Source organism: Streptomyces sp. NPDC047886 (genome assembly GCF_043204435.1).
GTDB lineage: Bacteria > Actinomycetota > Actinomycetes > Streptomycetales > Streptomycetaceae > Streptomyces.
The window spans coordinates 157,155-181,627 of record NZ_JBIDCF010000010.1 but is presented as its reverse complement, the minus strand read 5'-3'; the positions used below and the strand labels follow the sequence as shown (position 1 = coordinate 181,627).

20 protein-coding genes and 2 pseudogenes are annotated in these 24,473 nt (G+C 73.6%); 14 read left to right on the top strand and 8 right to left on the bottom strand.

Annotation, left to right across the window (positions count from 1 at the left end):
• Nucleotides 1-103: 103 nt before the first annotated feature.
• The 3 genes from thpR to ACGF5U_RS27625 all read right to left on the bottom strand — a co-directional run bounded on the left by thpR (nt 104) and on the right by ACGF5U_RS27625 (nt 2,843).
• A complete protein-coding gene (gene thpR, locus ACGF5U_RS27635) occupies nt 104-673 on the bottom strand; it encodes an RNA 2',3'-cyclic phosphodiesterase (protein ID WP_392716684.1) in 570 nt (189 codons plus the stop codon).
• A gap of 9 nt (nt 674-682) precedes the next feature.
• Nucleotides 683-2,041, bottom strand: a complete 1,359-nt coding sequence (locus ACGF5U_RS27630) for an MFS transporter (RefSeq protein ID WP_392716947.1) — start codon at nt 2,039-2,041, stop codon at nt 683-685.
• Between the two features lie 355 nt (nt 2,042-2,396).
• Nucleotides 2,397-2,843 (bottom strand): MarR family winged helix-turn-helix transcriptional regulator, encoded by a 447-nt coding sequence (locus ACGF5U_RS27625; RefSeq protein WP_392716686.1) that lies wholly within the window; start codon nt 2,841-2,843, stop codon nt 2,397-2,399.
• A gap of 132 nt (nt 2,844-2,975) precedes the next feature.
• On the opposite strand from ACGF5U_RS27625, the pseudogene ACGF5U_RS27620 reads away from it, so the two are divergent.
• Nucleotides 2,976-3,149 (top strand): annotated as a pseudogene (locus tag ACGF5U_RS27620) (ribbon-helix-helix protein, CopG family); the annotation flags it as partial.
• Between the two features lie 121 nt (nt 3,150-3,270).
• On the opposite strand, the gene ACGF5U_RS27615 reads toward ACGF5U_RS27620, so the two are convergent.
• Nucleotides 3,271-4,713: an NCS2 family permease gene (locus tag ACGF5U_RS27615; RefSeq protein ID WP_392716688.1), complete on the bottom strand. Its 1,443-nt coding sequence runs from the start codon at nt 4,711-4,713 to the stop codon at nt 3,271-3,273.
• Nucleotides 4,714-4,917: 204 nt separating this feature from the next.
• Between ACGF5U_RS27615 and ACGF5U_RS27610 the strand changes: the two genes are divergently transcribed.
• Nucleotides 4,918-5,226 (top strand): DUF2530 domain-containing protein, encoded by a 309-nt coding sequence (locus tag ACGF5U_RS27610; protein ID WP_392716690.1) that lies wholly within the window; start codon nt 4,918-4,920, stop codon nt 5,224-5,226.
• 107 nt (nt 5,227-5,333) lie between these two features.
• Nucleotides 5,334-7,754: an HAD-IC family P-type ATPase gene (locus ACGF5U_RS27605; RefSeq protein WP_392716692.1), complete on the top strand. Its 2,421-nt coding sequence runs from the start codon at nt 5,334-5,336 to the stop codon at nt 7,752-7,754.
• Between the two features lie 40 nt (nt 7,755-7,794).
• Here the strand turns inward: ACGF5U_RS27605 and ACGF5U_RS27600 are convergent, their stop codons facing one another.
• On the bottom strand, nt 7,795-10,911 hold the full coding sequence (locus tag ACGF5U_RS27600; RefSeq protein ID WP_392716694.1) for a sacsin N-terminal ATP-binding-like domain-containing protein: 3,117 nt from the start codon (nt 10,909-10,911) through the stop codon (nt 7,795-7,797).
• Nucleotides 10,912-11,401: 490 nt separating this feature from the next.
• Here ACGF5U_RS27600 and ACGF5U_RS27595 point away from each other — a divergent pair, with 490 nt between their 5' ends.
• The 3 genes from ACGF5U_RS27595 (at nt 11,402) to ACGF5U_RS27585 (ending at nt 14,681) form a co-directional block, all read left to right on the top strand.
• A complete protein-coding gene (locus ACGF5U_RS27595) occupies nt 11,402-13,105 on the top strand; it encodes an LAETG motif-containing sortase-dependent surface protein (RefSeq protein ID WP_392716696.1) in 1,704 nt (567 codons plus the stop codon).
• Between the two features lie 96 nt (nt 13,106-13,201).
• Nucleotides 13,202-13,882 (top strand): RNA polymerase sigma factor, encoded by a 681-nt coding sequence (locus tag ACGF5U_RS27590; protein WP_392716698.1) that lies wholly within the window; start codon nt 13,202-13,204, stop codon nt 13,880-13,882.
• Nucleotides 13,883-13,898: 16 nt separating this feature from the next.
• Nucleotides 13,899-14,681, top strand: a complete 783-nt coding sequence (locus tag ACGF5U_RS27585; RefSeq protein WP_392716700.1) for a hypothetical protein — start codon at nt 13,899-13,901, stop codon at nt 14,679-14,681.
• Nucleotides 14,682-14,824: 143 nt separating this feature from the next.
• On the opposite strand, the gene ACGF5U_RS27580 is transcribed toward ACGF5U_RS27585, so the two are convergent.
• Nucleotides 14,825-15,748, bottom strand: coding sequence for a DUF3027 domain-containing protein (locus tag ACGF5U_RS27580; RefSeq protein ID WP_392716702.1), 924 nt, complete (start codon nt 15,746-15,748; stop codon nt 14,825-14,827).
• Between the two features lie 285 nt (nt 15,749-16,033).
• On the opposite strand from ACGF5U_RS27580, the gene ACGF5U_RS27575 reads away from it, so the two are divergent.
• The 4 genes and pseudogenes from ACGF5U_RS27575 (at nt 16,034) to ACGF5U_RS27560 (ending at nt 19,589) form a co-directional block, all read left to right on the top strand.
• On the top strand, nt 16,034-17,383 hold the full coding sequence (locus ACGF5U_RS27575; protein WP_392716704.1) for an MFS transporter: 1,350 nt from the start codon (nt 16,034-16,036) through the stop codon (nt 17,381-17,383).
• A gap of 46 nt (nt 17,384-17,429) precedes the next feature.
• Entirely contained in the window at nt 17,430-17,906 is a 477-nt protein-coding gene (locus ACGF5U_RS27570) for a DUF2771 domain-containing protein (RefSeq protein ID WP_392716706.1), read from the top strand.
• A 7-nt stretch (nt 17,907-17,913) separates the two neighbouring features.
• Nucleotides 17,914-18,561, top strand: a pseudogene (locus ACGF5U_RS27565) (futalosine hydrolase); the annotation flags it as partial.
• Nucleotides 18,562-18,737: 176 nt separating this feature from the next.
• Nucleotides 18,738-19,589, top strand: a complete 852-nt coding sequence (locus ACGF5U_RS27560) for a 1,4-dihydroxy-6-naphthoate synthase (protein WP_392716708.1) — start codon at nt 18,738-18,740, stop codon at nt 19,587-19,589.
• Nucleotides 19,590-19,767: 178 nt separating this feature from the next.
• Here ACGF5U_RS27560 and ACGF5U_RS27555 read toward each other — a convergent pair whose 3' ends face one another.
• A complete protein-coding gene (locus ACGF5U_RS27555; protein ID WP_392716710.1) occupies nt 19,768-20,151 on the bottom strand; it encodes a cold-shock protein in 384 nt (127 codons plus the stop codon).
• Nucleotides 20,152-20,324: 173 nt separating this feature from the next.
• Here ACGF5U_RS27555 and ACGF5U_RS27550 point away from each other — a divergent pair, with 173 nt between their 5' ends.
• Nucleotides 20,325-20,618 carry a hypothetical protein gene (locus ACGF5U_RS27550; protein WP_392716713.1) on the top strand — a complete coding sequence of 98 codons (294 nt, stop codon included), beginning with the start codon at nt 20,325-20,327 and terminating at the stop codon, nt 20,616-20,618.
• On the opposite strand, the gene ACGF5U_RS27545 is transcribed toward ACGF5U_RS27550, so the two are convergent.
• Complete coding sequence (locus tag ACGF5U_RS27545) at nt 20,552-21,238, bottom strand: HAD family hydrolase (RefSeq protein ID WP_392716716.1); 687 nt, start codon at nt 21,236-21,238, stop codon at nt 20,552-20,554. The two genes, ACGF5U_RS27550 and ACGF5U_RS27545, sit on opposite strands and share 67 nt — an antisense overlap.
• A 324-nt stretch (nt 21,239-21,562) precedes the next feature.
• Between ACGF5U_RS27545 and ACGF5U_RS27540 the strand changes: the two genes are divergently transcribed.
• Genes ACGF5U_RS27540 through ACGF5U_RS27530 form a run of 3 tightly spaced genes read left to right on the top strand, consistent with a single transcriptional unit; the run spans nt 21,563 to nt 24,467 of the window.
• Complete coding sequence (locus ACGF5U_RS27540; RefSeq protein ID WP_392716718.1) at nt 21,563-22,564, top strand: FecCD family ABC transporter permease; 1,002 nt, start codon at nt 21,563-21,565, stop codon at nt 22,562-22,564.
• Entirely contained in the window at nt 22,561-23,631 is a 1,071-nt protein-coding gene (locus tag ACGF5U_RS27535; RefSeq protein ID WP_392716720.1) for a FecCD family ABC transporter permease, read from the top strand. Before ACGF5U_RS27540 ends, ACGF5U_RS27535 begins: the two co-directional genes overlap by 4 nt.
• The gene (locus tag ACGF5U_RS27530; RefSeq protein ID WP_392716722.1) at nt 23,628-24,467 is read left to right on the top strand and encodes an ABC transporter ATP-binding protein; all 840 of its coding nucleotides are present in this window, start codon (nt 23,628-23,630) and stop codon (nt 24,465-24,467) included. Before ACGF5U_RS27535 ends, ACGF5U_RS27530 begins: the two co-directional genes overlap by 4 nt.
• The last annotated feature ends 6 nt before the right edge of the window (nt 24,468-24,473 follow it).

The window sequence follows — 24,473 nt, the reverse complement described above, 5'->3', positions numbered from 1 at the left end:
CGGGCGGTCAGCCGAGTGCCGCCGCCAAGGCGATGATGGCGAACATCAGTACAAGCACACCGGCCATGATCCGGTTTCGGGTCTTCGGGTCCACGCTTCGAGGTTAGCTCCCCCGGCCCAGCGGCCAGGAACCGACCGTCTCGTACCGGGGCTGGTCGCCCGGCACACCGCGCGTCGGCAGGTTGCTGCGCACGAGAACCAGGTCCGCGACCTCCCAGCGGGCACCCTCGAAGCCCGCCAGCTCCGCGACGTACGGGCGCAGATCCGTGTCCACACGGCTGCGCGCCACCGTCAGGTGCGCCTGGTAGCGGCGGTGCTCGTCCATCGGGATGCCCGAGCGCCGGGCCGCCGCGTCCGCCCGCTCGGCCAGCAGCCGCATCTCGTCCAGGCCGCCCGCCGCGCCCACCCACAGGGCCCGGCGGCCGAACCGCCCGCCCCCGTGGAGGCGCAGCGGGAACGGCGCGGTGCGGTGCGCGGCACGCGCCAGCCGGGTGCCGAGCTCCGGCAGCAGCGCCTCGTCCACCTCGCCCATGAACGCGAGCGTGAAGTGCCAGCCAGGCCGGCCGGTCCACCGGAGCCCGTCGGCGCCGGGGAGCGCCCGCAACCGGTCGACGACGCCTCCCAGTTCCTCGACCGCCACGCGCGGTGGCAGCACGGCAGCGAAAAGCCTCATGGCGCGAATCTACGCCGCCGGGGCGAGCGCCCGCTCGGACTCGCGACCCGGCTCCCGTACGGGCCCGGGATCTGGCTTCCGCGCGGCCGGCGGGCGCTGTTCGCGAGGCACGAACCGTACCCGCGGGTGGCCGTGCCGCAGCTGGATCCGCGGCCGCACGCCGCCCACCCGGGCCAGCACCACGCCGATGACGACGGCCGCCGCCAGCGAGACGGCACCGCCCGTGGCGAAGCCGGCCCGCGCCCCGTACGTGTCGGAGATCCAGCCCAGCAGGGGCGCGCCCAGCGGCGTACCGCCCACGAACACCATCATGTACAGGCTCATCACCCGCCCCCGCATCACCGGGTCGGTCGCCAGCTGGACGAACGAGTTCGCCGTCACGTTCACGGTCAGGCCGACCATGCCGATCGGGACGAGGAGCAGCGCGAAGAGCCAGAAGGACGGCGACAGCGCCGCGGCGATCTCCAGGACGCCGAACACCGCCGCCGCACCGACCAGCATCCGCAGCCGCGACGTACCGCGCCGGGCGGACAGCAGCGCACCCGCCAGCGAACCGACGGCCATCAGGGTGTTGAGGAAGCCGTACGTCCCCGCGCCGACGTGGAAGATCCCGTCCGAGAACGCCGTCAGCCAGATCGGGAAGTTGAAGCCGAACGTGCCGATGAAGCCCACCAGCGCGATGGGCCAGATCAGCTCGGGCCGCCCGGCGACGTACCGCAGGCCCTCGCGCAACTGCCCCTTGCCGCGCGGGGCGCGCGCCGCCTTGTGCAGTTCGGCGGGGCGCATCAGCAGCAGCGCGGTGAGCGGGGCGAAGAAGGACAGGCCGTTGACAAGGAAGGCCCAGCCGCTGCCGATCGAGGCGATCAGCAGGCCCGCGACGGCGGGGCCGACGAGCCGCGCCGACTGGAAGTTCGCCGAGTTCAGACTGACCGCGTTGCGCAGCCGGTCGGGGCCGACCATCTCGGAGACGAAGGTCTGCCGGGCCGGGTTGTCCACGACCGTGACCATGCCGAGCAGGAACGCGACCAGGTAGACGTGCCAGACCTGGACGTGACCGGAGAGCGTGAGCACGGCGAGGGCGAGACCGCACAGGCCGAGCGCGCCCTGGCTGAGCACCAGCAGGCGCCGCTTCGGGTAGCGGTCGGCGATCACTCCGCCGTACAGGCCGAACAGCAGCATCGGCAGGAACTGCAGGGCCGTGGTGACACCCACGGCGGCGGCGGAACCGGTGAGGCTGAGGACCAGCCAGTCCTGCGTGATCCGGGCCATCCAGGTGCCCGTGTTGGAGACGATCGCCCCGGTGAAGAAGAGCCGGTAGTTGCGCACCCCCAACGAGGAGAACGTCCCCTTCCGGGACGCCTCGGGCACGCCGGGCGTACGGGGGGCGGCGGGGGTACGGGGGGCGCCGGGCGCGGCGGACGGGCGGGGGGCGCCGGGGGTGCGGGTGGTCGCGGCGGATCGGGTGGGCGCGGGGGCCTCGGCGATCACTTCGGGCGCCGAGCCGGGGCTGGTGGGTGGCGCGGGGACCTCGGCGGTCACTCCGGGCGCCGGGCCGGGGGTGGCGGGTAGCGCGGGCGCCGCGCCGGGGGTGTGGGGCGGGCGGGCGGCTGGGCGCGTCCTGGCGGGCGCGGCTGGTGGGTGGGCGGGGTCGGTGCGGTTGTGTCCGGGGGCGGAGTCTGCTCCGGGTCCCGTACTCAAAAGGGTTCGCCTCCTCGGCTCGGTCCTATAGATGCGCGAGCTTCTCCAGGACGGGGGCGGCGGCGCGCAGCTTGGCCCACTCGTCCTCGTCCAGGCCCTCGGCGAGCGTCGCCAGCCAGGCGTTCCGCTTGCGGCGGGACTCCTCGAGCATGGCCTCGGCCCGCTCGGTCTGGCTGACCACCTTCTGTCGGCGGTCGTCGGGGTGCGGCTCCAGCCGGACCAGTCCCTTGGCTTCGAGCAGCGCGACGATACGGGTCATCGACGGCGGCTGGACGTGCTCCTTGCGGGCCAGCTCGCCGGGGGTGGCGGAGCCGCAGCGGGCCAGGGTGCCGAGTACCGACATCTCGGTCGGGCTCAGCGACTCGTCGACGCGCTGGTGCTTCAGGCGCCGGGACAGCCGCATGACGGCGGAGCGGAGCGCGTTCACAGCGGCGGCGTCCACCGGGTCGTCGCCTCGGGACAGATCAGGCATGTTCCTTAGCGTAACTCATTACCCAAGCTAAAGACCAATGGTTTCCGGCCTGCCCACCCCTGTCACCCGAAGGAGTGAGAGTCAGCCGAAAAGCGACGCATGGGTGCGCGGCGAAGGGCAACCCTGTCCGCCATGGGATCGACAGTGCTCAGCCTGCGGATAGACGGAGAGCTGCTCGACCGGGTCCGGCAGCACGCGGCGAGAAGCGGAATGAGCGTCCAGGACTATGTGGTCCGGACGCTCATTCGCGATGACTTCGACGAACGCTTCGAAGCGGCGGTCGACGAAACGGAGAGGTTCTACGGGCCGGCCCGGCCGGCCCGCACGACCCGGGAGATCACACCCCAGGGGATCACCAGCCAGGGGATCCCGACCCCGGGGATCACCACCCCGGGGATCACGACCCCGGGGATCACGACCCCGGGGATCACGTAAGGCCGAGCGCCGGCATCGCGTAGGAGAAGACGAACACGGCCGACACGACGTACATCGCCGCCGGGACCTCCCGGCCCCGGCCGGTCGCCAGCCGCAGCACGCTGAACGCGATGAAGCCGATGCCGATGCCGTTGGTGATCGAGTACGTGAACGGCATCATCACCATCGCCAGGAACGCCGGCACCGCGATGGTGAAGTCGCTCCAGTCGATGTCCTTGACCGACCCGGCGAGGATCAGGAACCCGACCGCCAGCAGCGCGGGCGTGGCCGCCTGCGACGGGACCATCGTGGCGAGCGGCGTGAGGAACAGCGCGACCGAGAACAGGCCGCCCGTGACCACCGACGCCAGGCCCGTACGGGCACCCTCGCCGACGCCCGCCGTGGACTCCACGAAACAGGTGGTCGCCGATGACGAGGTGGCGCCACCGGCGGCGACCGCGAAGCCGTCCACGAGCAGGACCTTGTTGATGCCGGGGAAGTTGCCGTCCTTGTCCATCAGCTTCGCCTCGTCGCCGACGCCGAGGATCGTGCCCATGGCGTCGAAGAAGCAGGAGAGCAGCACGGTGAAGACGAAGAGGGAGCCGGTGAGCACACCGACCTTCTCGAAGCCGCCGAACGGGCTGACCTCCATGAACAGCCCGAAGTCGGGGCTGGCGACCGGGTTGCCCGGCCAGGTCGGCGTGGTCAGGCCCCAGGACGGGACGGTGGCGACCGCGTTGACGACCATCGCGACGATCGTCATGACGACGATCGAGATGAGGATCGCGCCCGGCACCTTGCGGATGATCAGCGCGAGCGTGAGCAGCGTGCCGACGGCGAAGATCAGGACCGGCCAGCCGGAGAGGTGGCCGTCCGCGCCGAGCTGCAGCGGGACGGTGGTGTGGGCGGCGTCCGGGATACGGGAGACGAAGCCGGAGTCGACCAGGCCGATCAGCATGATGAACAGGCCGATACCGATGGCGATGCCCTTGCGCAGGCCCAGCGGCACGGCGTTCATGACGCGTTCGCGCAGGCCCGTGGCGACCAGCAGCATCACGATGAAACCGGCGATGACGACCATGCCCATCGCGTCGGCCCAGGACATGCGGGGCGCGAGCTGGAGGGCGACCACGGTATTGACGCCGAGCCCGGCGGCCAGGGCGATCGGGACGTTGCCGATGACGCCCATGAGGAGCGTCGTGAACGCCGCCGACAGCACGGTGGCGGTGACCAGCTCGCCGCCGTCGAGCTGGTGCCCGTACATGTCCTTCGCGCTGCCGAGAATGATCGGGTTCAGCACGATGATGTAGGCCATCGCGAAGAAGGTCGCGAAACCGCCGCGCACCTCGCGCGCGACGGTGGAGCCGCGCTCCGAGATCTTGAAGAACCGGTCCAGGGCGCTGCTGCTGGCCGGCTGCGGCGGGACGACCGGCGGAGCGGTGACCGAGGAGGGCATGCGAAACCTCATGGTGCGGGGGGGCGGGAGCGGGGGGTGCAGGTGATCGTTTTTATGCGTTCGCACTAACAGAACCGGTCACCGACAAACCGTTTCAGTATGAATACATAAGTCGAAGATCACCATCTCCGCGCGTAGACCCATGAGGCTCTTGTGCCGTACGGGGCGGACGGGTACGCCGGAGCGCCCCCATACACTGAGCGCATGGCGAAGTGGACCCCCAAGCACGAGGCGCCCGAGCCCCTGGAGGGGCCCGTCGTCGGCACCGTCACCGGCGGCACGATCCTCTGGTTCGTCCTGTTCCTCGCGCAGGTCCCGTTCTACGGCTGGTTCGCCGACCGCGACCTCACCTGGTGGGTGTGGACCTGCCTCGCGGGCGGCGGCCTCGGACTCATCGGCATCTGGTACGTCAGGAAGCGCGACGCCGCCATCAAGCGCGACGCCGCCGACCGGGCGGCCGACGCCGCGCACCGGACCGGCCCGGCGGACGGGGCGGCTCCCCCGTCCCCGTAGCCCGCCCGCCCGCACGTACGGCTACAGGACCACCCGTGTCCTACCCCGGTCGGATCTTCTCGCCGCTCGGCGGGTGAACGCCCGGTTCCGGCCGTACCGTCGGAACCATGACGCAGCGGGCGAGGATGGAGACCAGGGTGGAAGCCGGAGGCGGGTCATCGGGACCGCCCGGATCCGCCGTACGGCACAGACCAGGCGGGCTGACCGCCGCCGAGGTCGCCGAGCGGGTCGCGCGGGGAGAGGTCAACGACGTACCCGTACGGTCGTCCCGGTCGGCCGTCGACATCGTCCGGGGCAACGTCTTCACCCGCTTCAACGCCATCATCGGCGTGCTCTGGGTGATCATGCTGATCGTCGCGCCGATCCAGGACAGCCTGTTCGGGTTCGTCATCATCGCCAACACCGGCATCGGCATCATCCAGGAGCTGCGCGCCAAGAAGACCCTCGACGGGCTCGCCGTCATCGGCGAGGCCAAACCGACCGTACGGCGCGACGGCGTCCCGGCCGAGGTGTCGACCGCCGAGATCGTGCTCGGCGACCTCATCGAACTCGGTCCGGGCGACAAGGTCGTCGTGGACGGCGAGGTCGCCGAGGCCGACAACCTGGAGATCGACGAGTCGCTGCTCACCGGTGAGGCGGACCCGGTGCTGAAGAAGCCCGGCGACACCGTCATGTCCGGCAGCTTCGTCGTCGCGGGCGGCGGCGCCTTCACCGCCACCAAGGTCGGCCGCGAAGCCTACGCCGCACAGCTCGCCGAGGAGGCGTCCCGGTTCACGCTGGTCCACTCCGAACTGCGGTCCGGGATCTCGACCATCCTCAAGTACGTGACGTGGATGATGATCCCCACCGCGATCGGGCTCATCCTCACCCAGCTCGTCGTCAAGGACACCAACTTCAAGGACTCCATCGCCCGCACCGTCGCCGGGATCGTGCCCATGATCCCCGAGGGTCTCGTGCTGCTGACGTCCGTGGCCTTCGCCATCGGGGTCATCCGGCTCGGCCGCAAACAGTGCCTCGTCCAGGAGCTGCCCGCCATCGAAGGGCTCGCCCGCGTCGACGTGGTCTGCCTCGACAAGACCGGCACCCTCACCGAGGGCGGCATGGACGTCACCGAGCTGCGCCCCCTCAACGGCTCCGACGAGGCGTACGTACGCAAGGTGCTCGGCGCGTTCGGCGAATCCGAGCCCCGGCCCAACGCCTCCCTCCAGGCCATCATCGACGCCTACCCCGACAGCGACGACTGGCGGTGCACCGAGTCCCTGCCGTTCTCCTCCGCCCGCAAGTACAGCGGCGCCGCCTTCAGCGAGGGCGACGGCCAGACCAGCGCTTGGCTGCTCGGCGCACCCGACGTGCTGCTCCCGGACGGCGACCCCGTGCTCACCGAGATCGAGGACCTCAACCAGCAGGGGCTGCGCGTCCTGCTGCTGGCGCGGGCCGCCGGCGAACTGGACGGGCCGGGCGCCGCCGACGGGGCCCACGCGTCCGCCCTGGTCGTCCTGGAGCAGCGGCTGCGCCCCGACGCCGCCGACACGCTCACCTACTTCGCCGACCAGAACGTCGACGCGAAGGTCATCTCCGGTGACAACGCCGTCTCCGTCGGCGCCGTCGCCGCCAAACTCGGTCTGGCCGGCGCCGACCACACCGTCGACGCCCGCAAGCTGCCGCGCGACACGGAGGAGATGGCCGGCGCCCTGGAGGACGGGGTCGTCTTCGGGCGGGTCACCCCGCAGCAGAAACGGGACATGGTCGGCGCCCTCCAGTCCCGGGGGCACACCGTCGCCATGACCGGCGACGGCGTCAACGACGTCCTCGCCCTCAAGGACGCCGACATCGGCGTCGCGATGGGCTCCGGCTCCGAGGCCACCCGGGCCGTCGCCCAGATCGTGCTGCTCAACAACAGCTTCGCCACGCTGCCGTCGGTCGTCGCCGAGGGCCGCCGGGTCATCGGCAACATCACCCGGGTCGCCACCCTGTTCCTGACGAAGACCGTCTACTCGGTGCTGCTGGCCATCCTGGTCGTCTGCTTCCAGGTGGAGTACCCGTTCCTGCCCCGGCACTTCACCCTCGTGTCGACACTGACCATCGGCGTGCCCGCGTTCTTCCTGGCGCTCGCCCCCAACAAGGAGCGGGCCCAGCCCCACTTCGTCCGCCGGGTCATGCGGTACGCCATCCCGGCGGGCCTCATCTCCGCGACGGCGACCTTCGTCACGTACACCCTCGCCCGCGCCCACTACAGCGGGCCGGGCGCGCTGGACGCCGAGACCAGCGCGGCGACGCTGACGCTGTTCCTGGTGTCGATGTGGGTGCTGGCGATCATCGCCCGCCCCTACACCTGGTGGCGGATCGGGCTCGTCGCGGTGATGGGCCTGACGTTCCTGACCGTGCTCGTCGTGCCCTGGCTCCAGGACTTCTTCGCGCTGAAGCTGGTGGGCACGACGATGCCGTGGGCGGCCGTCGGCATGGCGGCGGCGGGGGCGGTGCTGCTGGAGTTCGCCTGGCGGTGGGTGGGGCGCAGGTTCCCCGCCTGACCGCGCCCCGCGGCACGCCCCCTCGGGGTCACCCCCGGGGTCAGTCGAACCAGCGGTCCCTTGCCAGCTCCGCCGTCCGCGACGGGTCCTCCAGGAGCGCCGCCACCTCGAACCGGCGCGGCCACTGGCCCGCCGCCCAGGCGAGGCCCGCCGCCACACCCTCCAGCGTGGCCGCGTGCACCGTGCCGTCCGGGGTGCGGCGCCAGTCCAGCTCGACGCCCCCGGCGCGCAGCTCCTCGTGCTCGACGTACGCGTCGGGGGTGCCGGGGCCGAGCAGGGCGTGCACGGACTCGGGCACCTCGTGCTCCTCGCCGTCCGACGTGACGTCCGCGTCGACCTCCTCGCTGAGCCGCCGCACCTGGAACAGCTCCGCCAGATCGGCGGCGCGGGCCGGGGCGACCGGGAGCAGGGGGAGGCCATCGGCGAGCGGCAGCAGGTCGGGGGCGTCGGCGACGACGGCCTCGTGGGCGGCGACCACCTCGACGCGCCCGTCGACCACCGCGCGCAGCTCGTCAGGGAGCGTGACCTGCTCCGGGTCGAGGTCGGCCATCGCGGTGTAGAGGGCGTGCAGCTGGGCGCCGGTCACGTCCCGGTCCGGGTCCGCGAGCCGCCCCAGCAGCTCGGCGGCGCCGCCCGGCTCGTCCAGCAGGGCCGCCACCGAGGTACGCACCCCGAGGGCGTGCAGGACCTGGGTGTCGGCGAAGCCGGTGGTGTCCGCCGGGTCGTACAGGCCCTCAAGGAGCGGGTCGGCGCCCGCCGCCCGCAGCCCGGCCGGGCGGCGCCCGTCGAGCACGGGGTGGTCGCGCAGCCACCAGGCGGTGTAGGAGCGCACCGTCTCGGTGGTGCCGTCGGGCAGCAGGATCCGCACCGGCTGGGTGAGCGCGTCCCGCAGCGGCGGCCGGGACAGCAGGGCGAGCGCCCGCGGCCAGGCGTCGTCGTCGACCAGGTCCAGGTCCCGCACGGCGACGATCTCCGTCGCGACCGGCGGGACCGGTGTGTCGGGCAGCCGGTCCAGGACGTCCTCGCACCACACGTCGACGGCGTCGAGCAGCCCCGCGTCGTCCGGCTCGGCGAAGTCGCCGTCGCGCGGCTCCAGTTCGTCCGGGTCGAGGACGACGTCGGTGGCCCGTACGAGAGCGAAGTCCGCGAGCACCCCGCAGGCGGCCAGCGGCTGTTCGCCCCAGCGCTCGGCGAGCTCCGCGTCGCACTGGGCGAGTTCGCCCTCGCGCATGACGGCCGCGAAGGGGCTGCCCGGCAGGACGAGCTCCCCGGCGGGCGCGAGCTCGCCGTCCTCGTCGGGCAGGGCGAGCGCGCCGAGCCACGGCTCGTCGCCCGGCTCCAGCGCGGCGTCCCTGACGAGCGTGAGCACGGTCTCCACCAGCTCGTCGGCGTCCGGGGCGTCGTCCCACAGGTCGTCCGCGTCCAGGGACGCCGCGACGGCGGCCCGGACCTGCGGGGTGGTGAGCACCGCGCGCGGGGTCGCGGGCAGCGCGCCCAGCTTCTCCAGGAGCGGGTGCGCGGCGTCGGGGTGGGCCACCTTCAGCCCGAACCGGGTCAGGTCGGCGGGCGTGTCCGCCAGCGGCAGGAGCACCTGCCGGGGCCCGATCGCGGTACGGCCGCCGACGAGCGGCACCGGCAGGCCGGACAGCCGGTCCGGGTCGACGCCCGCGAGCGACTCGTACAGGCGGTGCCACCACTCGGGCGTCCGCTCCACGCCCGCGATGCGGTCCACGGCGTCGCCCAGCGGCAGCCGGGCCACCCCGAGGGCGCGCAGCTCGACACGGCGCTCCAGACCGGCGGGCAGCAGCGTCGGCAGGACCTCGGCGAGTACGCGTACGGTGTCGGCGCCCGCGCCCTCCACGACCTCCGCCTCGAACGGGCGCAGCGCGGTCAGCTCCTCGGACGGCGCCGCCGGCTCCAGGAAAGCGACGCGCGGCAGCAGTTCGAGGATCGCCCCGCGGATCTCGCCGTCCAGGACGCCCTTGCCGAGCGGTCCCGGCACCAGGTCGATCGTGCCGGTGGACACCGGACGCCAGTCGCCGAGCAGCTCCGCGTACGCGTCGGCGGCCCGCCGGACGAGGAAGTCGGTGAGCGGTCCCGGCGCCGGGTGGCGGCGGCTGGAGTCCAGCGGCAGCGAGGCGATGAGCAGCGCGGGCACGGTGAGCGGTTCGTCGGTCGGGGTCGGGGCGTGCACGACCGGGGCGGTGCCGGGGTGCAGCGGTGCGCCGTCCGCGTCGACCGGGACGGCCCAGGTGACGGTCCAGTGCGGCCGCAGCCGCTCCTCCACCGGCCGGTCCTTGAGGAGTTCCGGGGTGATCGGGCCCTGGCGGGTGACCGTGCGCCAGCGGTTGACGGCGCCCTCGGGTCCGGCCGCCGAGTCCTCGATGTGCGTGTACGGGCCGTGCTGGGAGCGCCGCAGGACCCGCAGCCCGGCCGGGGTCTCCACGACGATCTCGGCGAGGCCCGGCAGGGTGAGGAGCAGGGCGTCGCCGATCCCGGCCAGGAGGCGCTCCACCAGGTCCACGGCGGCGGGGTCGCGCAGCGGGAGGACGACCACCGTGTCGTACCCGGCGGGCGGTGAGCCCTCGGCGGGCAGCGGGAGCCGCAGCAGCGGTACGTGGCCGTCGCGGCGGCGCAGCTCGTCACCGAGGCCGGGGCTGGCCTTGGCGGCCTGCGCGGCGAGTTCGCGGGCCTCGGCCAGCGACCAGCGGACGCCGCCGTGCCGGCCGATCACCGCCGGTTCGTCGCTCACCGCGAGCACCGCGGCGAACCCGACGCCGAACCGGCCGACCGCGCCCTCGTGGCCCTCCCGCTTGGCGGAGGCGCGCAGGGTGGACAGCGACTCGACGCCGGTCGCGTCCAGCGGCGCGCCCGTGTTGGCGGCGGCGAGGACGGCGGGCCCGGCCGCGTCGGCGGGGTGCAGGGTCAGCCGCAGCCGGCCGGGGGCGCCGGCGCGGGCGGCGGCGTCGGCGGCGTTCTGGGCCAGCTCGACGACCAGGCGGTCGCGGTAGCCGCCGAGGGACAGTTCCTCCTCGGCGTTGGCGTCCTCGCGGAACCGCGCCGGCCCGGCGCCCCACGCGTCGAGCACGCCGCGCCGCAGCCGTGCGGTTCCGAACGGGTCGGCCCCCTGGGTAGCCGCCGTCGCCCTCACGCTCACGATGTGCTCCGCTCTCCTCGTCGTACGTACCGCTCTGGCCAGAAGGTACCGCGCGCTCCCGGGTACCCCTGAACCCCCTGGTGAACGGTGTCGCTCCGGCCGTCCCACGAGACCGGGCGGCTCTCCCCCGCTGTTCGGCCCGCCCGTGTCAGGAGATCCGTCTGTCGTCCCATGGGCATCCGTCCGCTTGCCCACGGGCCCCTGTCCGCCCGCCTGCCGGACCTCCGTCCGCTCGTCCCGCGAGCCTCCGTCCGCTTGCCCCACGGGCCCCGGTCCGCCCGCCTGCCGGACCTCCGTCCGCTCGTCACACGGGCCCCGGAAGTCTCGCGAAAAAACTTCTGAAGTCACCTGCAACCCCCGAGGGGGCCGCACGTCTATCCAAGTGAAGGCAGCGAAACGGCCGACGGCACCGGGGGATCCGGGACGCGAGGCAGCCGCCGCCGGCACGACTCATCGATCACGGTCATGTACTCCCTGGGGGAACTCCGCCATGCAGACGCACCTTTCGTCCCGCTTCGCCCGTCGCTCCGCCGTCGCCGCCCGCTCGGCGGTCGCCGCAACGGCCGTGCTGCTCACCGTCGTCACCCCGGTGGCGGTCGCCGCGCCCGCCGTCGCCCAGCCGGTCGCCGCCGACACCACAGGGGCCGCCACCGAGGCCGCCACCGCGCCGGTCCTGACGACCACGATCAGCCACGACGGCCCCTTCGTCCTCGGCAAGGACAACGTCTTCCGGGCGAAGATCACCAACCCGTCGCCGGCCGAGGTGAAGGGCGCCCAGGGCCTGGTCACCGTCGCCTACGGCAAGCACGTGAACGCCCGGCTGGAGCCGATGCCCGCCGACCTCTCCAAGATCACCGTCCGGCACCGCACCGACGCGGGCTGGCAGCGGCTCGCCCTGACCCGGGGGCAGGACGGCGCCGTCCAGGCCACGTTCCCGCTGCCCGCCGCCATCGCCCCGGGCGCCGTCGTGCGCGCGACCATCGAGGTCACCATCGACCGGAGCATCCCGCAGACCGCGAGCATGGGCGAGGTCGGCATCGGCGGCCACGCGGACGGCGGGAACCTGCGGCGCACCGGCTTCAGCCTCCCGTGGCACATCGAGGGCCGCGACGCCGACGTCGTCTTCGGCGGCATCAGCGGCCGCCCCGTCCTGGACACCGGCGGCAAGCCGTTCGCGTTCTCCGCCACCGTCACCAACAACACGGGCACCGACCTGGACGCGTCCGACTTCTTCTTCGTCGACGGCGGCAACGACCTCGACCCCGAGCACATCACCGTCGAGCGGCGGAACGCCTCCGGCGCCTGGGTCCCGGTCCGCACCGGCGAGCAGGACAGGGCCGTCACCGGCGGTCTGGACAACGGCGCCCTGAAGGCCGGCCAGTCGCGCACGTACCAGCTGCGGCTGGGCGCCACGAAGTACTTCCCGGGCAACACGGCGCAGGGCACCTTCACCCTGTCCTCCAACAACGGCACGAACTCCTTCGAGTTCGGCGTCGAGCACGGCACCCCCGCGAGCGACGACCCGGACGTCAACCGCGAACTGTCGATCGGCGTCGCGGGGGTCGCGGGCGTCACGCCCCTGAAGACCGGTGTGGCCGAGGAGTTCACCGCGACCGTCACCAACAAGGGCAACATCTCCCAGCGGATCGACGTCGTGATGGAGATCACCGACAAGGACGCCGAGCGCCGCATGGCCGCCGGCGAGGTCCGGATCGAGCAGTACTGGGTCACCCCGAAGCAGTGGCAGCCGGCCGAGCTGCTTCCCACCGCGAAGGAGGGCACCGCGATGCGGAAGCCGAACGAGGCGGCCCACCTGCGGGCCGTCGTCATCCCGGCGCAGCCCAAGCTCGCACCCGGTGAGAGCGCCACCTACAAGCTGCGTGTCGTCGCCACCTCCGCGATGAAGGCCAAGGCGTTCTCCGTCGACATCGAGGCGAGCAACGCGGAGACCGGCACCCGCACGCGGCTGCCCTTCACCGTCGAGGGCGCGGGCGCCGGCACGGGCGCGCCCGCCACCGCGTCGCCTTCGCCGTCCGCCGCGCCGGTCACCCGCACCGCCGCGGACACCACCGGCACCGGCGAGATGGCGAAGACGGGCGGCGGCGACAGCACCCCGCTGCTGATCGGCGCGACCGGTCTGCTGGTCGCCGTGGGCTCCGGGGCGCTGCTGATCGCCCGCCGCCGGGCCCAGTGATCATGTCGAGTAGCCTGCGGGCGCTGAAGTTCACGGGGGTGGGGATCGCCGGACGCTCCAGCACGAGGCATGTGTTGTTCCGGAGGTACCACCACGATGACCGCGACCCTCGCGCCGCCCTTCACGCCCCTGTCCCGGCCGCCCCGAGGGTTGGGGACGTGGCTCCTGCGGCTGCTCGGTACGGAGCAGGACGGCGGCGCCACCGAGCCCGTACGGCCCGCCAGACCGCGCTTCCGGCTGCTCCCCGGCGGCCGGGGCGGGCAGGCGCCCGACCCGGGCCGACCGACCGTCACCGACCTGTACCACGCGCACCGGCTGTCCATGGTGCGGCTCGCGATCCTGCTGGTGGACGACAGGAACACCGCGGAGGACGTCGTCCAGGACGCGTTCGTCGCGCTCTACAAGCGGCACGGCGACCGGCTGGACGACGTCGACAACGCGCTGGGCTACCTCCGTACGTCCGTGGTGAACACGGCCCGCTCGGTCCTGCGGCGCAGGAAGACCGCCCGCGCGTACGTGCCGCCGCACGAGGCCGACGCCCCGTCGGCGGAGGACCACGCCCTGCTCGGCGACGAACACCGCCGCGTACTGGCCGCGTTGCACGGGCTCACGAGCCGTCAGCGGGAAGTCCTCGTCCTGCGCTACTGGTCCGACCTGAGCGAAGGTCAGATCGCCGAGACGCTCGGCCTGTCGCGCGGCGCGGTCAAGTCCACCGCCAGCAGGGCCCTGGACGCGCTGGAGCGGGTCCTGCGGGCCCAGGACGGCGACCGTGGCTGAGGAGGAGTACCGCCCGATGACGAACGACCCGACAGCGGCGGGCGACAGCCGTACGGAGACCGAGGACCGGCTCGCCCGCGCCCTCGCGGCCCGCGCGGCGCAGGTCACCCACCACTCGCTGCGCCCCGCCGCACCGCCCGCCCCCAACTGGGCGGCGCGTGGCCGGGGTCCGCTGGTCCTGGCGCTGGCCGCCGCGATCACGTCGGTGGCCCTGGTGAGCACGGCGGCCGTGTCGATGCTCACCGAGCCGGAGGGGACGGGCGTCGCGAACACCTCGCCGTCCGACGTGCCGGCCCCGCCGTCGCTCACCGCGTCACCGAGCCCCTCCACCACCCCGTCGGCGCCCGCGTCGGCCGTCGCACCGCCGGCCGGGACGACCCAGCCGGTGTCCCGGTCGGTCACGGTCGTCTACGGCGACGACGCGCGGACTGTCACGATGCGCACCGGCGGCGGGGTCACCGCCTTCACCCTGCGGATCGACAACGACATGGTCACCGCCGAGAACGCCTCCGACGTCCTCACGATCACCCCCGACGGCGGTTCCGGGACCCTGCGGGCGGGTGACATCAAGGTGTCGCTGCGCACGGCCGACGGCGGCTGGCGGCCCGTCGGGACGACCGGCCCGTCCGGCTACGAGGGCCGGCTGACCGACGCGGACGGCGAGACCATCGAGGAGGGCGCCCCACGCGTCCACGAACTGCGGATCGCGCTGGGCTCCTCGTTCCCGCAGGGCGTCACCCGGCTCCGGATGAACGCGATCAGCGACGGCGGCACGGAGACGATCACTGTGAGCAACTGACCGGGCGACCGGACGGAGGAGACGGGGCCGGTCCCGGGAGCGGACTGCTCCCGGGACGGCCCCGTCCGCGCCGCCTACGCCGGGAGGCCCGTACGCCGGAGAGCCCGTACGCCGGGAGGCCCGTACGCCGGGAGGCCCGTACGTCAGGAGTGCCCCAGGTCCTCCGTCGCCGCGTCCGGGGCCGTCTCCGGGACCGAACCGCTGTCCCGGGCCGGGCGCAGCGGGAACTCGTCGGCGGCCATCGAGTCCAGCACGGGCGGTGCCGGGCGCGGCGGCTTCGGCATCACGGCGGCCTCGGAGTGGCCGCCGCAGCCGTAGTCGAGCGACACGACCCGGCCGTCGGCCGGCGAGAACTCGTTGGCGCACACGCCGAACGCCTGCTTCAGGGACCCGGCGAGCGGAACGAGGAAGCCACAGCTCACACAGGAAGCCGGAGCCGCTTGGGCCATCGGGGTCTTCGCCCCGTACGACTCCTCCCAGCGGTCGGCCGCGACATGCAGCCCGTACCGGGACAGAACGCGCGCCCGGCGCATCCCGAGCTCCTCCGCGACCGACGCGATCGCGCCACGCGACGGCGTACGGGTGACGAACTCGGCGTCCTCCGTGTCGACCAGCTCCACCATCTCCCCCGACACGGCGGGGTTCGGCGGCAGGGCGTCCTCGCCGGAGTACCCGGGCTCCAGCCGCAGGTCGTCCGCCTCCGTGGGCAGCAGGTCGCCGGGGCCCATGTCGCCGGGACGGAGCCGCTCGCTCCAGGGCACCCACTCGGGCGCCAGGAGGGCGTCGGGTCCGGGCAGCAGCACCGTCTCGTCCAGCGTGACGGCCTTCGCGCGGGACGCGCGGGTGACCGTGACGGCCCAGCGCCAGCCCCGGTAGCCGGGTTCCCGGCACTCGAAGAAGTGCGTGACGACCCGGTCGCCCTCGGCGACCACCCCCACGTGCTCACCGACGACGCCTGGGGCCGCGGCCTCCTCGGCCGCCTCCCTGGCGAGGTCTACCGCCTCGGCGCACAGGCGGTCGGGGGCGGCAGTACGCCGGGCACGGCTTCGCGTCGTCGCAGCACTCACAGGTCTCGCTTCTCTCCTACGCCGTCTCACGGTTGCGCCGGCCGATTCGCGTTGTACGGGGCGGGCGGAGCGGACCAGTGGGCCGCATCGACGTCCGCGCCCGTCGTGTCTCGGGCACACCTCTTGTCATCCATTCTGCGGGATGCCGAAGAGGCGCGCGGCCGAGACTTTTCCGCCGGTGGCGCGCTACGCACGCTACCCCCTCCGCAGCCCGCCGCCCACCTGCCTGCCCCAACTAGCCCGCTTCACGGTTCGCCCGGTGAGCGGCTGGGGCACTATGACGGGGTGGCAACCGTGAGGTCGTCCCAGGGTGCCGGGCCGTTCCGGAGGGCGGGCCGGCGGCTGGGCCGTGCCTTGCACCTGCCGTTCACGAGCACCGCGCGCGGCATCCGGAAGGCCACGCACGCGCACGGCGCGGGCGAGTCGGGCCTCGGGAAACTGATCGAGCTGCACGCCGTGAACGGCGCCGGCGACGTCATGATCACCGTCGCGCTGGCGTCCACCGTGTTCTTCTCCGTGCCGACGGACGAGGCACGCGGCCGGGTCGCGCTGTACCTGGCGATCACCATGGCGCCCTTCACCCTCCTGGCCCCCGTCATCGGCCCGCTCCTCGACCACATCCCGCACGGCCGGCGCGCCGCCATGGCGGGCGCGATGTTGACCCGGGCGCTGCTCGCGATCGCCCTGTCCGGCGCGGTCGCCACGGGCGGCCTGGAGCTGTACCCGGAGGCGCTCGGCGTGCTGGTCGCGTCGAAGGCGTACGGGGTGATCAGATCCGCCGTCGTGCCCCGGCTGCTGCCGCCGCGCTTCTCCCTGGTGAAGGCGAACTCGCGGGTGACCCTCGCGGGCCTGCTCGCGACGGGCATCGCCGCGCCCGTGGCGATCGGACTGCAGCGGATCGGGCCGCAGTGGCCGCTGTACGGGGCGTGCGCCCTCTTCGTCACCGGTACGGCACTCGCGCTGACCCTGCCGCACAAGGTGGACTCGGCGAAGGGCGAGCGCAAGGCGCACATGCTGACGCACGGCGAGCAGAAGCCGAGCCTGCGCACCGTGGGGCCGTCCGTGCTGCACGGTCTCCAGGCGAACGCGACACACCGGATCCTCTCCGGCTTCCTGATCTTCTTCCTGGCGTTCCTGCTGCGGGAGCATCCCCTGGAGGGGCAGAGCGCCGCCGTGTCGCTGGGCATCGTCGGCGTCGCCGCCGGGGTCGGCAACGCGTGCGGCACGGCCATCGGGGCCTGGCTGCGGGCCCGGGGGCCCGAGGCGATCATCGCCACCATGCTGGGCCTGGCGCTGACGGCGGCGATCGGCGCCGCCGTGTTCTTCGGCGGGCTCGCGGTGGCGATCCTGGGCGCGGTGGCCGGGCTGTCCCAGGCCCTGTCGAAACTGTCGCTGGACGCGCTGATCCAGCGGGACGTGCCGGAGGTCGTCCGCACGTCCGCGTTCGCACGCTCCGAGACGCTGCTCCAGATGTCGTGGGTGGTGGGCGGCGCGATCGGCATCTCCCTGCCGCTGAACGGCACGGTCGGCATGTCCGTCGCGTCCGCCATCCTCGCGCTGGGCGTGGGCGTCACCGTACGGGGGCTGCTGACGGCGGCCCGGCGCGGCGGCACGCCGCGCCCGCGCGTCGCATGAGGCCCCGCATGCGGTACACGGGGTCAGGCCCGATAGCCTTCGCCCCATGACCGTTGCGTTCTTCTCCGGCAGGGCCCGCCGGGCCGGTGCCGCCCTCGGCGCCGTATCCGCCGGGCTCCTCGTCCTCTCCGCCTGCGAAAAGCCGACGCCGCTCGCGACCGTGACGGTCGGCTCGGAATCCCTCAGCTCCGAGGCCCTCTGCTACAACGACGGCGAGGCCATCAAGGAGTCCGAGCAGCAGAAGTGCCTGAACAAGAAGTCCGGGAAGACCATCGAGGTCTCCATGGACGACAAGATCCGGTTCGGTGTCGAACCGGAGATGGCCGAGAACGGCTGGACGCTGTTCATCAACGGTCAGCAGGCCGAGCAGGAGCCCTACAAGAAGACGTACCGGACCATCCCGGCCAACGCGTTCTTCGCCAGCCAGATGGGCGAGGAGACGAACAAGGTGCAGATCAGCGTCGTCGAGACCAAGGGCCGCAAGCTGGTCGGCATCTGGCACTTCGAGCTCAAGAAGGTGTGACCGAGGGGTGGCCCCACGCGTCCTGGTCGTGACCGCGGTGGCGGCGGAGGCGGATGCCGTCACCGCCGCCCTGGACCCGGCCGCGGACGTCCACGTGGACGTCGTCGCCGCCGGTGTGGGCCCGGCGGCCGCCGCGGCGCGCACGGCGACCGTGCTCGCCACCGCGCCCTCCCCCTACGACCTGGTCGTGTCCGCCGGCATCGGGGGCGGTTTCGCCCCGCACGCGCCGCTGGGCAGCCTCGTCGTCGCCGACGCGATCGTCGCCGCCGACCTGGGCGCCGACACGCCCGACGGCTACCTCGCCGTCGAAGAACTCGGCTTCGGCCGCTCCGTCCACCATCCGCCGGCCGCGCTGACCGGCCGGATCGCCGACGCCCTGAGCACCGCCGGGCTCGGCTTCCCGCACATCGTCGCGCCCGTCCTGACCGTGTCCACGGTCACCGGCACCGCCGCCCGTACCTCAGCGCTGGCCGCCCGCCACCCCCGGGCCGCCGCGGAGGCGATGGAGGGCTTCGGTGTCGCCGAGGCCGCCGCCGCGCACGGCCTGCCCGTCACCGAGCTACGGGCCCTCTCCAACACCGTCGGCCCCCGCGACCGCGCCGCCTGGCGCATCGGCCCCGCGCTGAGCGCCCTGGGCGAGACGTTCCGGCTGCTCGGCACCACCGTGTTCACGGACCTGAAGCACGCGGGCCTGGAGCGCGCGGACCAGGAGCGCACGATCCTGGAGCACGCGGACCAGGAGCGCACGATCCCGGAGCGCACGATCCTGGAGCACGCGGACCTGAAGCGCACGGACCTGAAGCGCCGGCCGGCGCCCGACCTGGAGGACCTGTGACCCCGCCGTCGCCGCTGCGCATCGCCTACTCCCCCTGCCCCAACGACACGTTCGTCTTCGACGCGTGGGCGCACGGCCGCGTACCCGGCGCGCCGGAGCTCGACGTCACGTTCGCCGACATCGACCTCACCAACGGCATGGCCGAGCGCGGCGAGCTGGACATCCTGAAGGTGTCGTACGCGGTCCTGCCCTGGGTCCTGGACGAGTACGCCCTGCTGCCCTGCGGCGGCGCGCTCGGCCGGGGCTGCGGGCCCCTCGTGCTGGCCGCGGAGCCCGGACTCGACATCACCGGGAAGACAGTCGCCGTACCGAGCGAGCGGTCGACGGCGTACCTGCTGTTCCGGCTGTGGGCGGCGGACGTCGTCCCCGAGGGTGTGGGGAAGGTGGTCGTCCTCCCCTTCCACGAGATCATGCCCGCCGTACGGGACGGCAGGGTCGACGCGGGCCTCGTCATCCACGAGGCCCGGTTCACCTACGAGCGGTACGGGCTGCACCGCCTCGCCGACATGGGCGAGCACTGGGAGTCCACGACGGGGCTGCCGATTCCGCTCGGCGCGATCATCGCGAAGCGCTCGCTCGGCGCGCCGACGCTGAAGCTGCTCGCCGAGTCGGCGCGGGCGTCGGTCCGGATGGCCTGGGACGACCCGGAGGCGTCCCGCCCGTACGTACGCGCCCACGCCCAGGAGATGGACCCGGCTGTGGCCGATCAGCACATCGGGCTCTACGTCAACGAGTTCACCGCCGACCTGGGCGAGGCCGGCTACGCCGCCGTGCGCGGCCTGCTGACCCGCGCGGCGGCCGAGGGGCTCGTACCGCCCCTCGGCCCCGACGCGCTGTCGTTCGTCTGACGCCCGCGCGCCGCCCGATCGCGCCGCCCGATCGCGGCCGTCAGGGCGCGGCCGTCAGGGCGCGGCCGTCAGGGCGCGGCCGTCAGGGCGGGACGTCACCAGCCCTGAGCGTCACCAGATCCTGAGCGCGCCAGACCTGGGCGTCACCAGACCTGGGCGCCGCCGGGCCCGGACGCCGTCAGACGTCGAGCTGGTCGGCGACCGCGCGGAGCAGGCCGGCGATCTTCTTGCCGTGCGTCTTGTCGGGGTAGCGGCCCCGCTCCAGCATCGGCGTGATGTTCTCCAGGAGCGTCGTCAGATCCTGCACGATCGACGCCAGCTCGTCCGGCTTGCGCCGCTGCGCCGCCGCCACCGAGGGAGTCGGGTCGAGGACCGTCACCGACAGCGCCTGGTCACCGCGCTGCCCGGCGACCACGCCGAACTCGACGCGCTGGCCGGGCTTCAGGCTGTCGACCCCGGCAGGGAGCACCGATGAGTGGACGAAGACATCGCCGCCGTCGTCGCGGGAGAGAAAGCCGAAGCCCTTCTCACTGTTGAACCACTTGACCTTGCCGGTAGGCACGTCCGTCCTCGTCCTCGTACTCGATGGGTGACGCCAAAGGAATCGGCGATGGATAGCACTGCAGGGGGCGCCCCGGCCCTCCCCAGGGAAGCCCCCGCCAAGGCTAATGGTCCACGGGCTGGTGACAAGACGTAACTGGTTTGTTCCTCCGGCCTGGGAACTACCCTGGCCGAATGCGTAGTGAAACCCCTTCGAGCAGCGCCGCGCCCGGTGACGGTCTGGTCCGTGCCGGCGCCATCGTCTTCATCGTCGGCGCGGTGGCCACTCTGGTCACCGTGGCCCCGCTCTTCCTCGGCACGGACCCGTTCCCGACGATCGCCTACGCCGTGTCCATGCTCATGGGCGTCGGCTTCCTGATCGCCGGGGCCGGCGTCCTGCGGTCGATCGCGGCGCAGCGCCGTCAGGCGCGGTCGGCCGCCCCGGCCGCGTCGGCCGCGTCGGGAAGCCCGGCGGCCTCCGCCCGATAGGCGTCCCACCAGGTGGGAAACGCCGTCAGGTCCCCCAGGACGACATCCGCGCCCGCGTGCCGCAGCTCGTCCGCGGCGAACGGTCCCGTGGCCACGGACACGGCCAGCGCGCCCGCCGCGCGGGCGCCCCGGATGTCGCCGGTGTGGTCGCCGACGTAGACGCTCGCGCCGTACTCGCGCAGCGCCTCCGCCTTGGCCTCGGCCCACAGCCTGCCGATCACCGCGTCCGGTTCGATGCCCAGGTGGGCGAGGTGCAGCTCGGCGTGGGGACGGTTCTTGGCGGTGACGACGACGGCACGCCCGCCCGCCGCGCGAACGGCTTGAATCGCACCCCTCGCCCCGGGCAGCGGGATGCTCGGGGCTATCGCGTGGGTGGGGTAGAGCTCGCGGTAGTGGGCCGCCACGGCGTCCACCCGATCGGCCGGGAACCAGTGGGCGAGCTCGTGCTCGAGCGGAGGCCCGAGCCGGGTCACGGCCAGGTCGGCGTCGATCCACACCCCGGTCTCGGCGGAGAGCGCCCGATACGCGGCGTGAATGCCGGGGCGGGTGTCGATGAGCGTCATGTCGAGGTCGAAGCCGACGGTGAGCGGTGCGGAGACGGAGGCAGCCATGCCGGCCATTGTGCCGGGACCGCCAGGGGCCACGGCGCGCCGGCCGAACCGGCGGCCCGCGCGGGTCCGGAGCCGGGGCGGGTACACCGGGGCGGGGCGGGTTCCCCCAGACCAGGCCACCGGGCCAGGACCCCAGGGCACGACACCGGGCCTGCTCCCCCAGACCGGACCACCGGGCCAGGATCCCAGGACGCGGCACCCGGGCGGGTTCCCGGGGCGGGTCTCCGGGGTGGGCGGGGGGCGGTTTCCGGCCGTGGGCGGGCATGAGCCAGACTTAGCCAAGCCTTACCAGGGGTCCCCGGCCCCGCCCGTCCGTGCTCCGCACTCCTCCGAATGGCTGCCGCATTGCGTTCCAGACGTGTCCTCGCGACAGCGGCGGCCGTCGCCGCGCTGCTGCTCGCGGTCCTGCTGAGTCTCGCCGTCGGCGCCCGGCCCATCGCGCCGTCCGTCGTCCTGGACGCCCTGCTGGGCGGCGGGGGCGGCGAGGCCGACGTCGTACGGGAGCTGCGGGTCCCCCGGACGCTGGTCGCGCTGATGGTGGGCGCGGCGCTGGCGGTCGCCGGCACGGCACTCCAGGGCATCACCCGCAACCCGATCGCCGATCCGGGGATCCTCGGCATCAGCCAGGGCGCGTCGGTGGGCGTGGTGCTGGCGATCGCGTTCGCCGGGGTGCACACGCTGAGCGGATACGTGTGGTTCGCGTTCGTCGGCGCGGCGCTCGCGTCGGTCGCGGTGTACGCCGTGGCCTCCAGCGGCCGGGGCGGGGCGACGCCGGTGAAGCTCGCGCTGGGCGGTGCGGCGGTGAACGCGCTGCTGCTGTCGGTGACGACGGGCGTCCTGACGACGAAGGCGTCGGCGCTGGACGAGTTCCGGTTCTGGCAGATCGGGTCCGTGGCCGGGCGCGACGCCGCGATCGTGGCGCAGCTGTGGCCGTTCCTGCTGCTCGGGGCGGTGCTGGTGGTGTCGGTGGCGCGCGGCATGGACGCGCTGGCGCTGGGCGAGGACGTGGCGCAGGGGCTCGGTCAGCGGGTCGCGACGGTACGGATCGTGGCCGGTGCGGGCGCGACGGTGCTGACGGGCGCGGGCGTGGCGGCGGCCGGGCCGATCGCGTTCGTGGGTCTCGCCGTGCCGCACATGGTCCGGGCGATCGTGGGCTCCGACCACCGGTGGGTGCTGCCCCTGGCGGCGCTCGTGGGGCCCGTGATGCTGCTGGTCTCGGATGTCGTGGGCCGGATCGTGTTCCCGCCCGGCGAGGTCCCGGCGGGCGTGATGACGGCGCTGATCGGGGTGCCGTTCCTGGTGGCGCTGGTGCGGCGGAAGGCGGTCCCGGCATGACGGCGACAGCGGGGCCCCGGGTGCGCCCGGCGGGCTACACGGTCGTACGGGCCGGGGGGCGCGGGCACGGGTCGTTCCTGCTGCACCGGCGGGCCCTGGCGGTCGCGGTGGCGCTCGCCGCGGTGCTGGCGGCGGTGTCGGTGGCGTACCTGTGCGTCGGCGAGCGGTTCGTCGCGCCCGGCGATGTGCTGCGGGTGCTGACCGGGCGGCCGTCGTCGGCGGAGCTCGTCGTGGGCACGCTGCGGCTGCCCCGGCTGGTCATCGGTCTCCTGGTGGGCGCGGCGTTCGGCGTGGCGGGGGCGCTGATCCAGACGGTCGCCCGCAATCCGCTCGCCAGCCCCGACATCATCGGCATCAGCCAGGGCGCCGGCGCGGTGACCGTCGCGGCGATGACGTTCGGCGTCACGTCGTTCACCGTGCTGCCGTACCTGTCGGTGGCAGGCGGCATCATCGCGGCGCTGCTCGTGTACGTGTTCGCGTGGCGCGGCGGGCTGCACGCCACCCGGTTCGTCCTGATCGGGATCGGGTTCGCGATCGCGCTGCGGTCCGTGACGACGCTGTTCATGACGAAGGGCGACTACCTGGTCGCCCAGCAGGCCCAGATCTGGATGACGGGCTCCCTCAACGGGCGCGGCTGGGACGAGGCGGCGCCGCTCGGCTGGACGCTGCTCGCGCTGCTGCCCTGTGTGCTGTGGGCGGCGCGGGCACAGCGGACGGTGTCGCTTGACGACGACACGGCGACCGCGCTCGGGGTGCGGCTCGGCCGGGTGCGGCTGGGGCTCGTCGGGCTCGGCGTCGTCCTCGCGTCGCTGGCGACGGGCGCCGCGGGCCCGGTCGACTTCGTGGCGCTGCTGGCGCCGCAGATCGCCCGCAGGCTGACCCGGACGGCGCAGATCCCGCTGCTGTGCTCGGCGCTGTCCGGCGCGGTGATCGTGGTGTCGGCGGACCTGCTGGCACGGCGGCTGCTGTCGCCGACCGAGCTGCCGGTGGGTGTCATGACGGCGGCCGTCGGCGCGCCGTATCTGATCTGGCTGATCATGCGCGGCCGTACGGGAGGTAAGGCGTGACGAGCAGGCTGAGCGCGCGGGAGCTGACCCTCGCGTACGAGGACCGGACCGTCGTGGACGGGCTCGACCTCGCGATACCCGACGGGCGGGTGACGATGATCGTCGGGCCGAACGCGTGCGGCAAGTCGACCACCCTGCGGGCGCTCGGCCGGCTGCTGAAGCCCCGGGGCGGTTCGGTGCTGCTGGACGGGCGGGAGCTGGCGTCGATCCCGACGAAGCGCATCGCCCGGTCCATCGGGCTGCTGCCGCAGACCCCGGTGGCGCCGGAGGCGATCACGGTCGCCGACCTGGTGTCGCGCGGCCGCCAGCCGCACCAGGCGTGGTGGCGGCAGTGGTCGGACGAGGACGAGCGGGCGGTCGTGGACGCGATGGCCCGTACGAACGTGAGCGAGCTCGCCGACCGGTCGGTGGACGAGCTGTCGGGCGGGCAGCGGCAGCGCGTCTGGATCGCGATGGCGCTGGCCCAGGAGACGGACCTGCTGCTGCTCGACGAGCCGACGACGTATCTGGACATCGCGCACCAGGTGGAGGTCCTGGACCTGGTGCGCCGCCTGAACCGGACGCGCGGCCGGACCGTGGTCGTCGTCCTGCACGACCTCAACCAGGCGGCGCGCTACGCGGATCACCTGGTCGCGATGAAGGCGGGCCGGGTGGTCGCCGAGGGCCGGCCGGCCGACATCGTGACGGCCGGCCTCGTCCGCGAGGTCTTCGGGCTGGACGCGGTGGTGGTCCCGGACCCGGTGACCGGCTCCCCGCTGGTGGTCCCCGGCACGCCCTGGGCGGCCGACACCCCGTCGCCGGACACGGACACGGCGGTGCGGGACGGCGCGCGCTGACGCGGC

Excerpts from the sequence above, each read along its gene's own strand:
- ACGF5U_RS27595 (WP_392716696.1), top strand. The coding sequence starts at position 11,402 with ATGCAGACGCACCTTTCGTCCCGCTTCGCCCGTCGCTCCGCCGTCGCC.
- ACGF5U_RS27535 (WP_392716720.1), top strand. The coding sequence starts at position 22,561 with ATGACGGCGACAGCGGGGCCCCGGGTGCGCCCGGCGGGCTACACGGTC.
- ACGF5U_RS27590 (WP_392716698.1), top strand. The coding sequence starts at position 13,202 with ATGACCGCGACCCTCGCGCCGCCCTTCACGCCCCTGTCCCGGCCGCCC.
- ACGF5U_RS27545 (WP_392716716.1), bottom strand. The coding sequence starts at position 21,238 with ATGGCCGGCATGGCTGCCTCCGTCTCCGCACCGCTCACCGTCGGCTTC.
- ACGF5U_RS27570 (WP_392716706.1), top strand. The coding sequence starts at position 17,430 with ATGACCGTTGCGTTCTTCTCCGGCAGGGCCCGCCGGGCCGGTGCCGCC.
- ACGF5U_RS27615 (WP_392716688.1), bottom strand. The coding sequence starts at position 4,713 with ATGCCCTCCTCGGTCACCGCTCCGCCGGTCGTCCCGCCGCAGCCGGCC.
- ACGF5U_RS27605 (WP_392716692.1), top strand. The coding sequence starts at position 5,334 with ATGACGCAGCGGGCGAGGATGGAGACCAGGGTGGAAGCCGGAGGCGGG.
- thpR (WP_392716684.1), bottom strand. The coding sequence starts at position 673 with ATGAGGCTTTTCGCTGCCGTGCTGCCACCGCGCGTGGCGGTCGAGGAA.
- ACGF5U_RS27585 (WP_392716700.1), top strand. The coding sequence starts at position 13,899 with ATGACGAACGACCCGACAGCGGCGGGCGACAGCCGTACGGAGACCGAG.
- ACGF5U_RS27540 (WP_392716718.1), top strand. The coding sequence starts at position 21,563 with ATGGCTGCCGCATTGCGTTCCAGACGTGTCCTCGCGACAGCGGCGGCC.
- ACGF5U_RS27610 (WP_392716690.1), top strand. The coding sequence starts at position 4,918 with ATGGCGAAGTGGACCCCCAAGCACGAGGCGCCCGAGCCCCTGGAGGGG.
- ACGF5U_RS27550 (WP_392716713.1), top strand. The coding sequence starts at position 20,325 with ATGCGTAGTGAAACCCCTTCGAGCAGCGCCGCGCCCGGTGACGGTCTG.
- ACGF5U_RS27625 (WP_392716686.1), bottom strand. The coding sequence starts at position 2,843 with ATGCCTGATCTGTCCCGAGGCGACGACCCGGTGGACGCCGCCGCTGTG.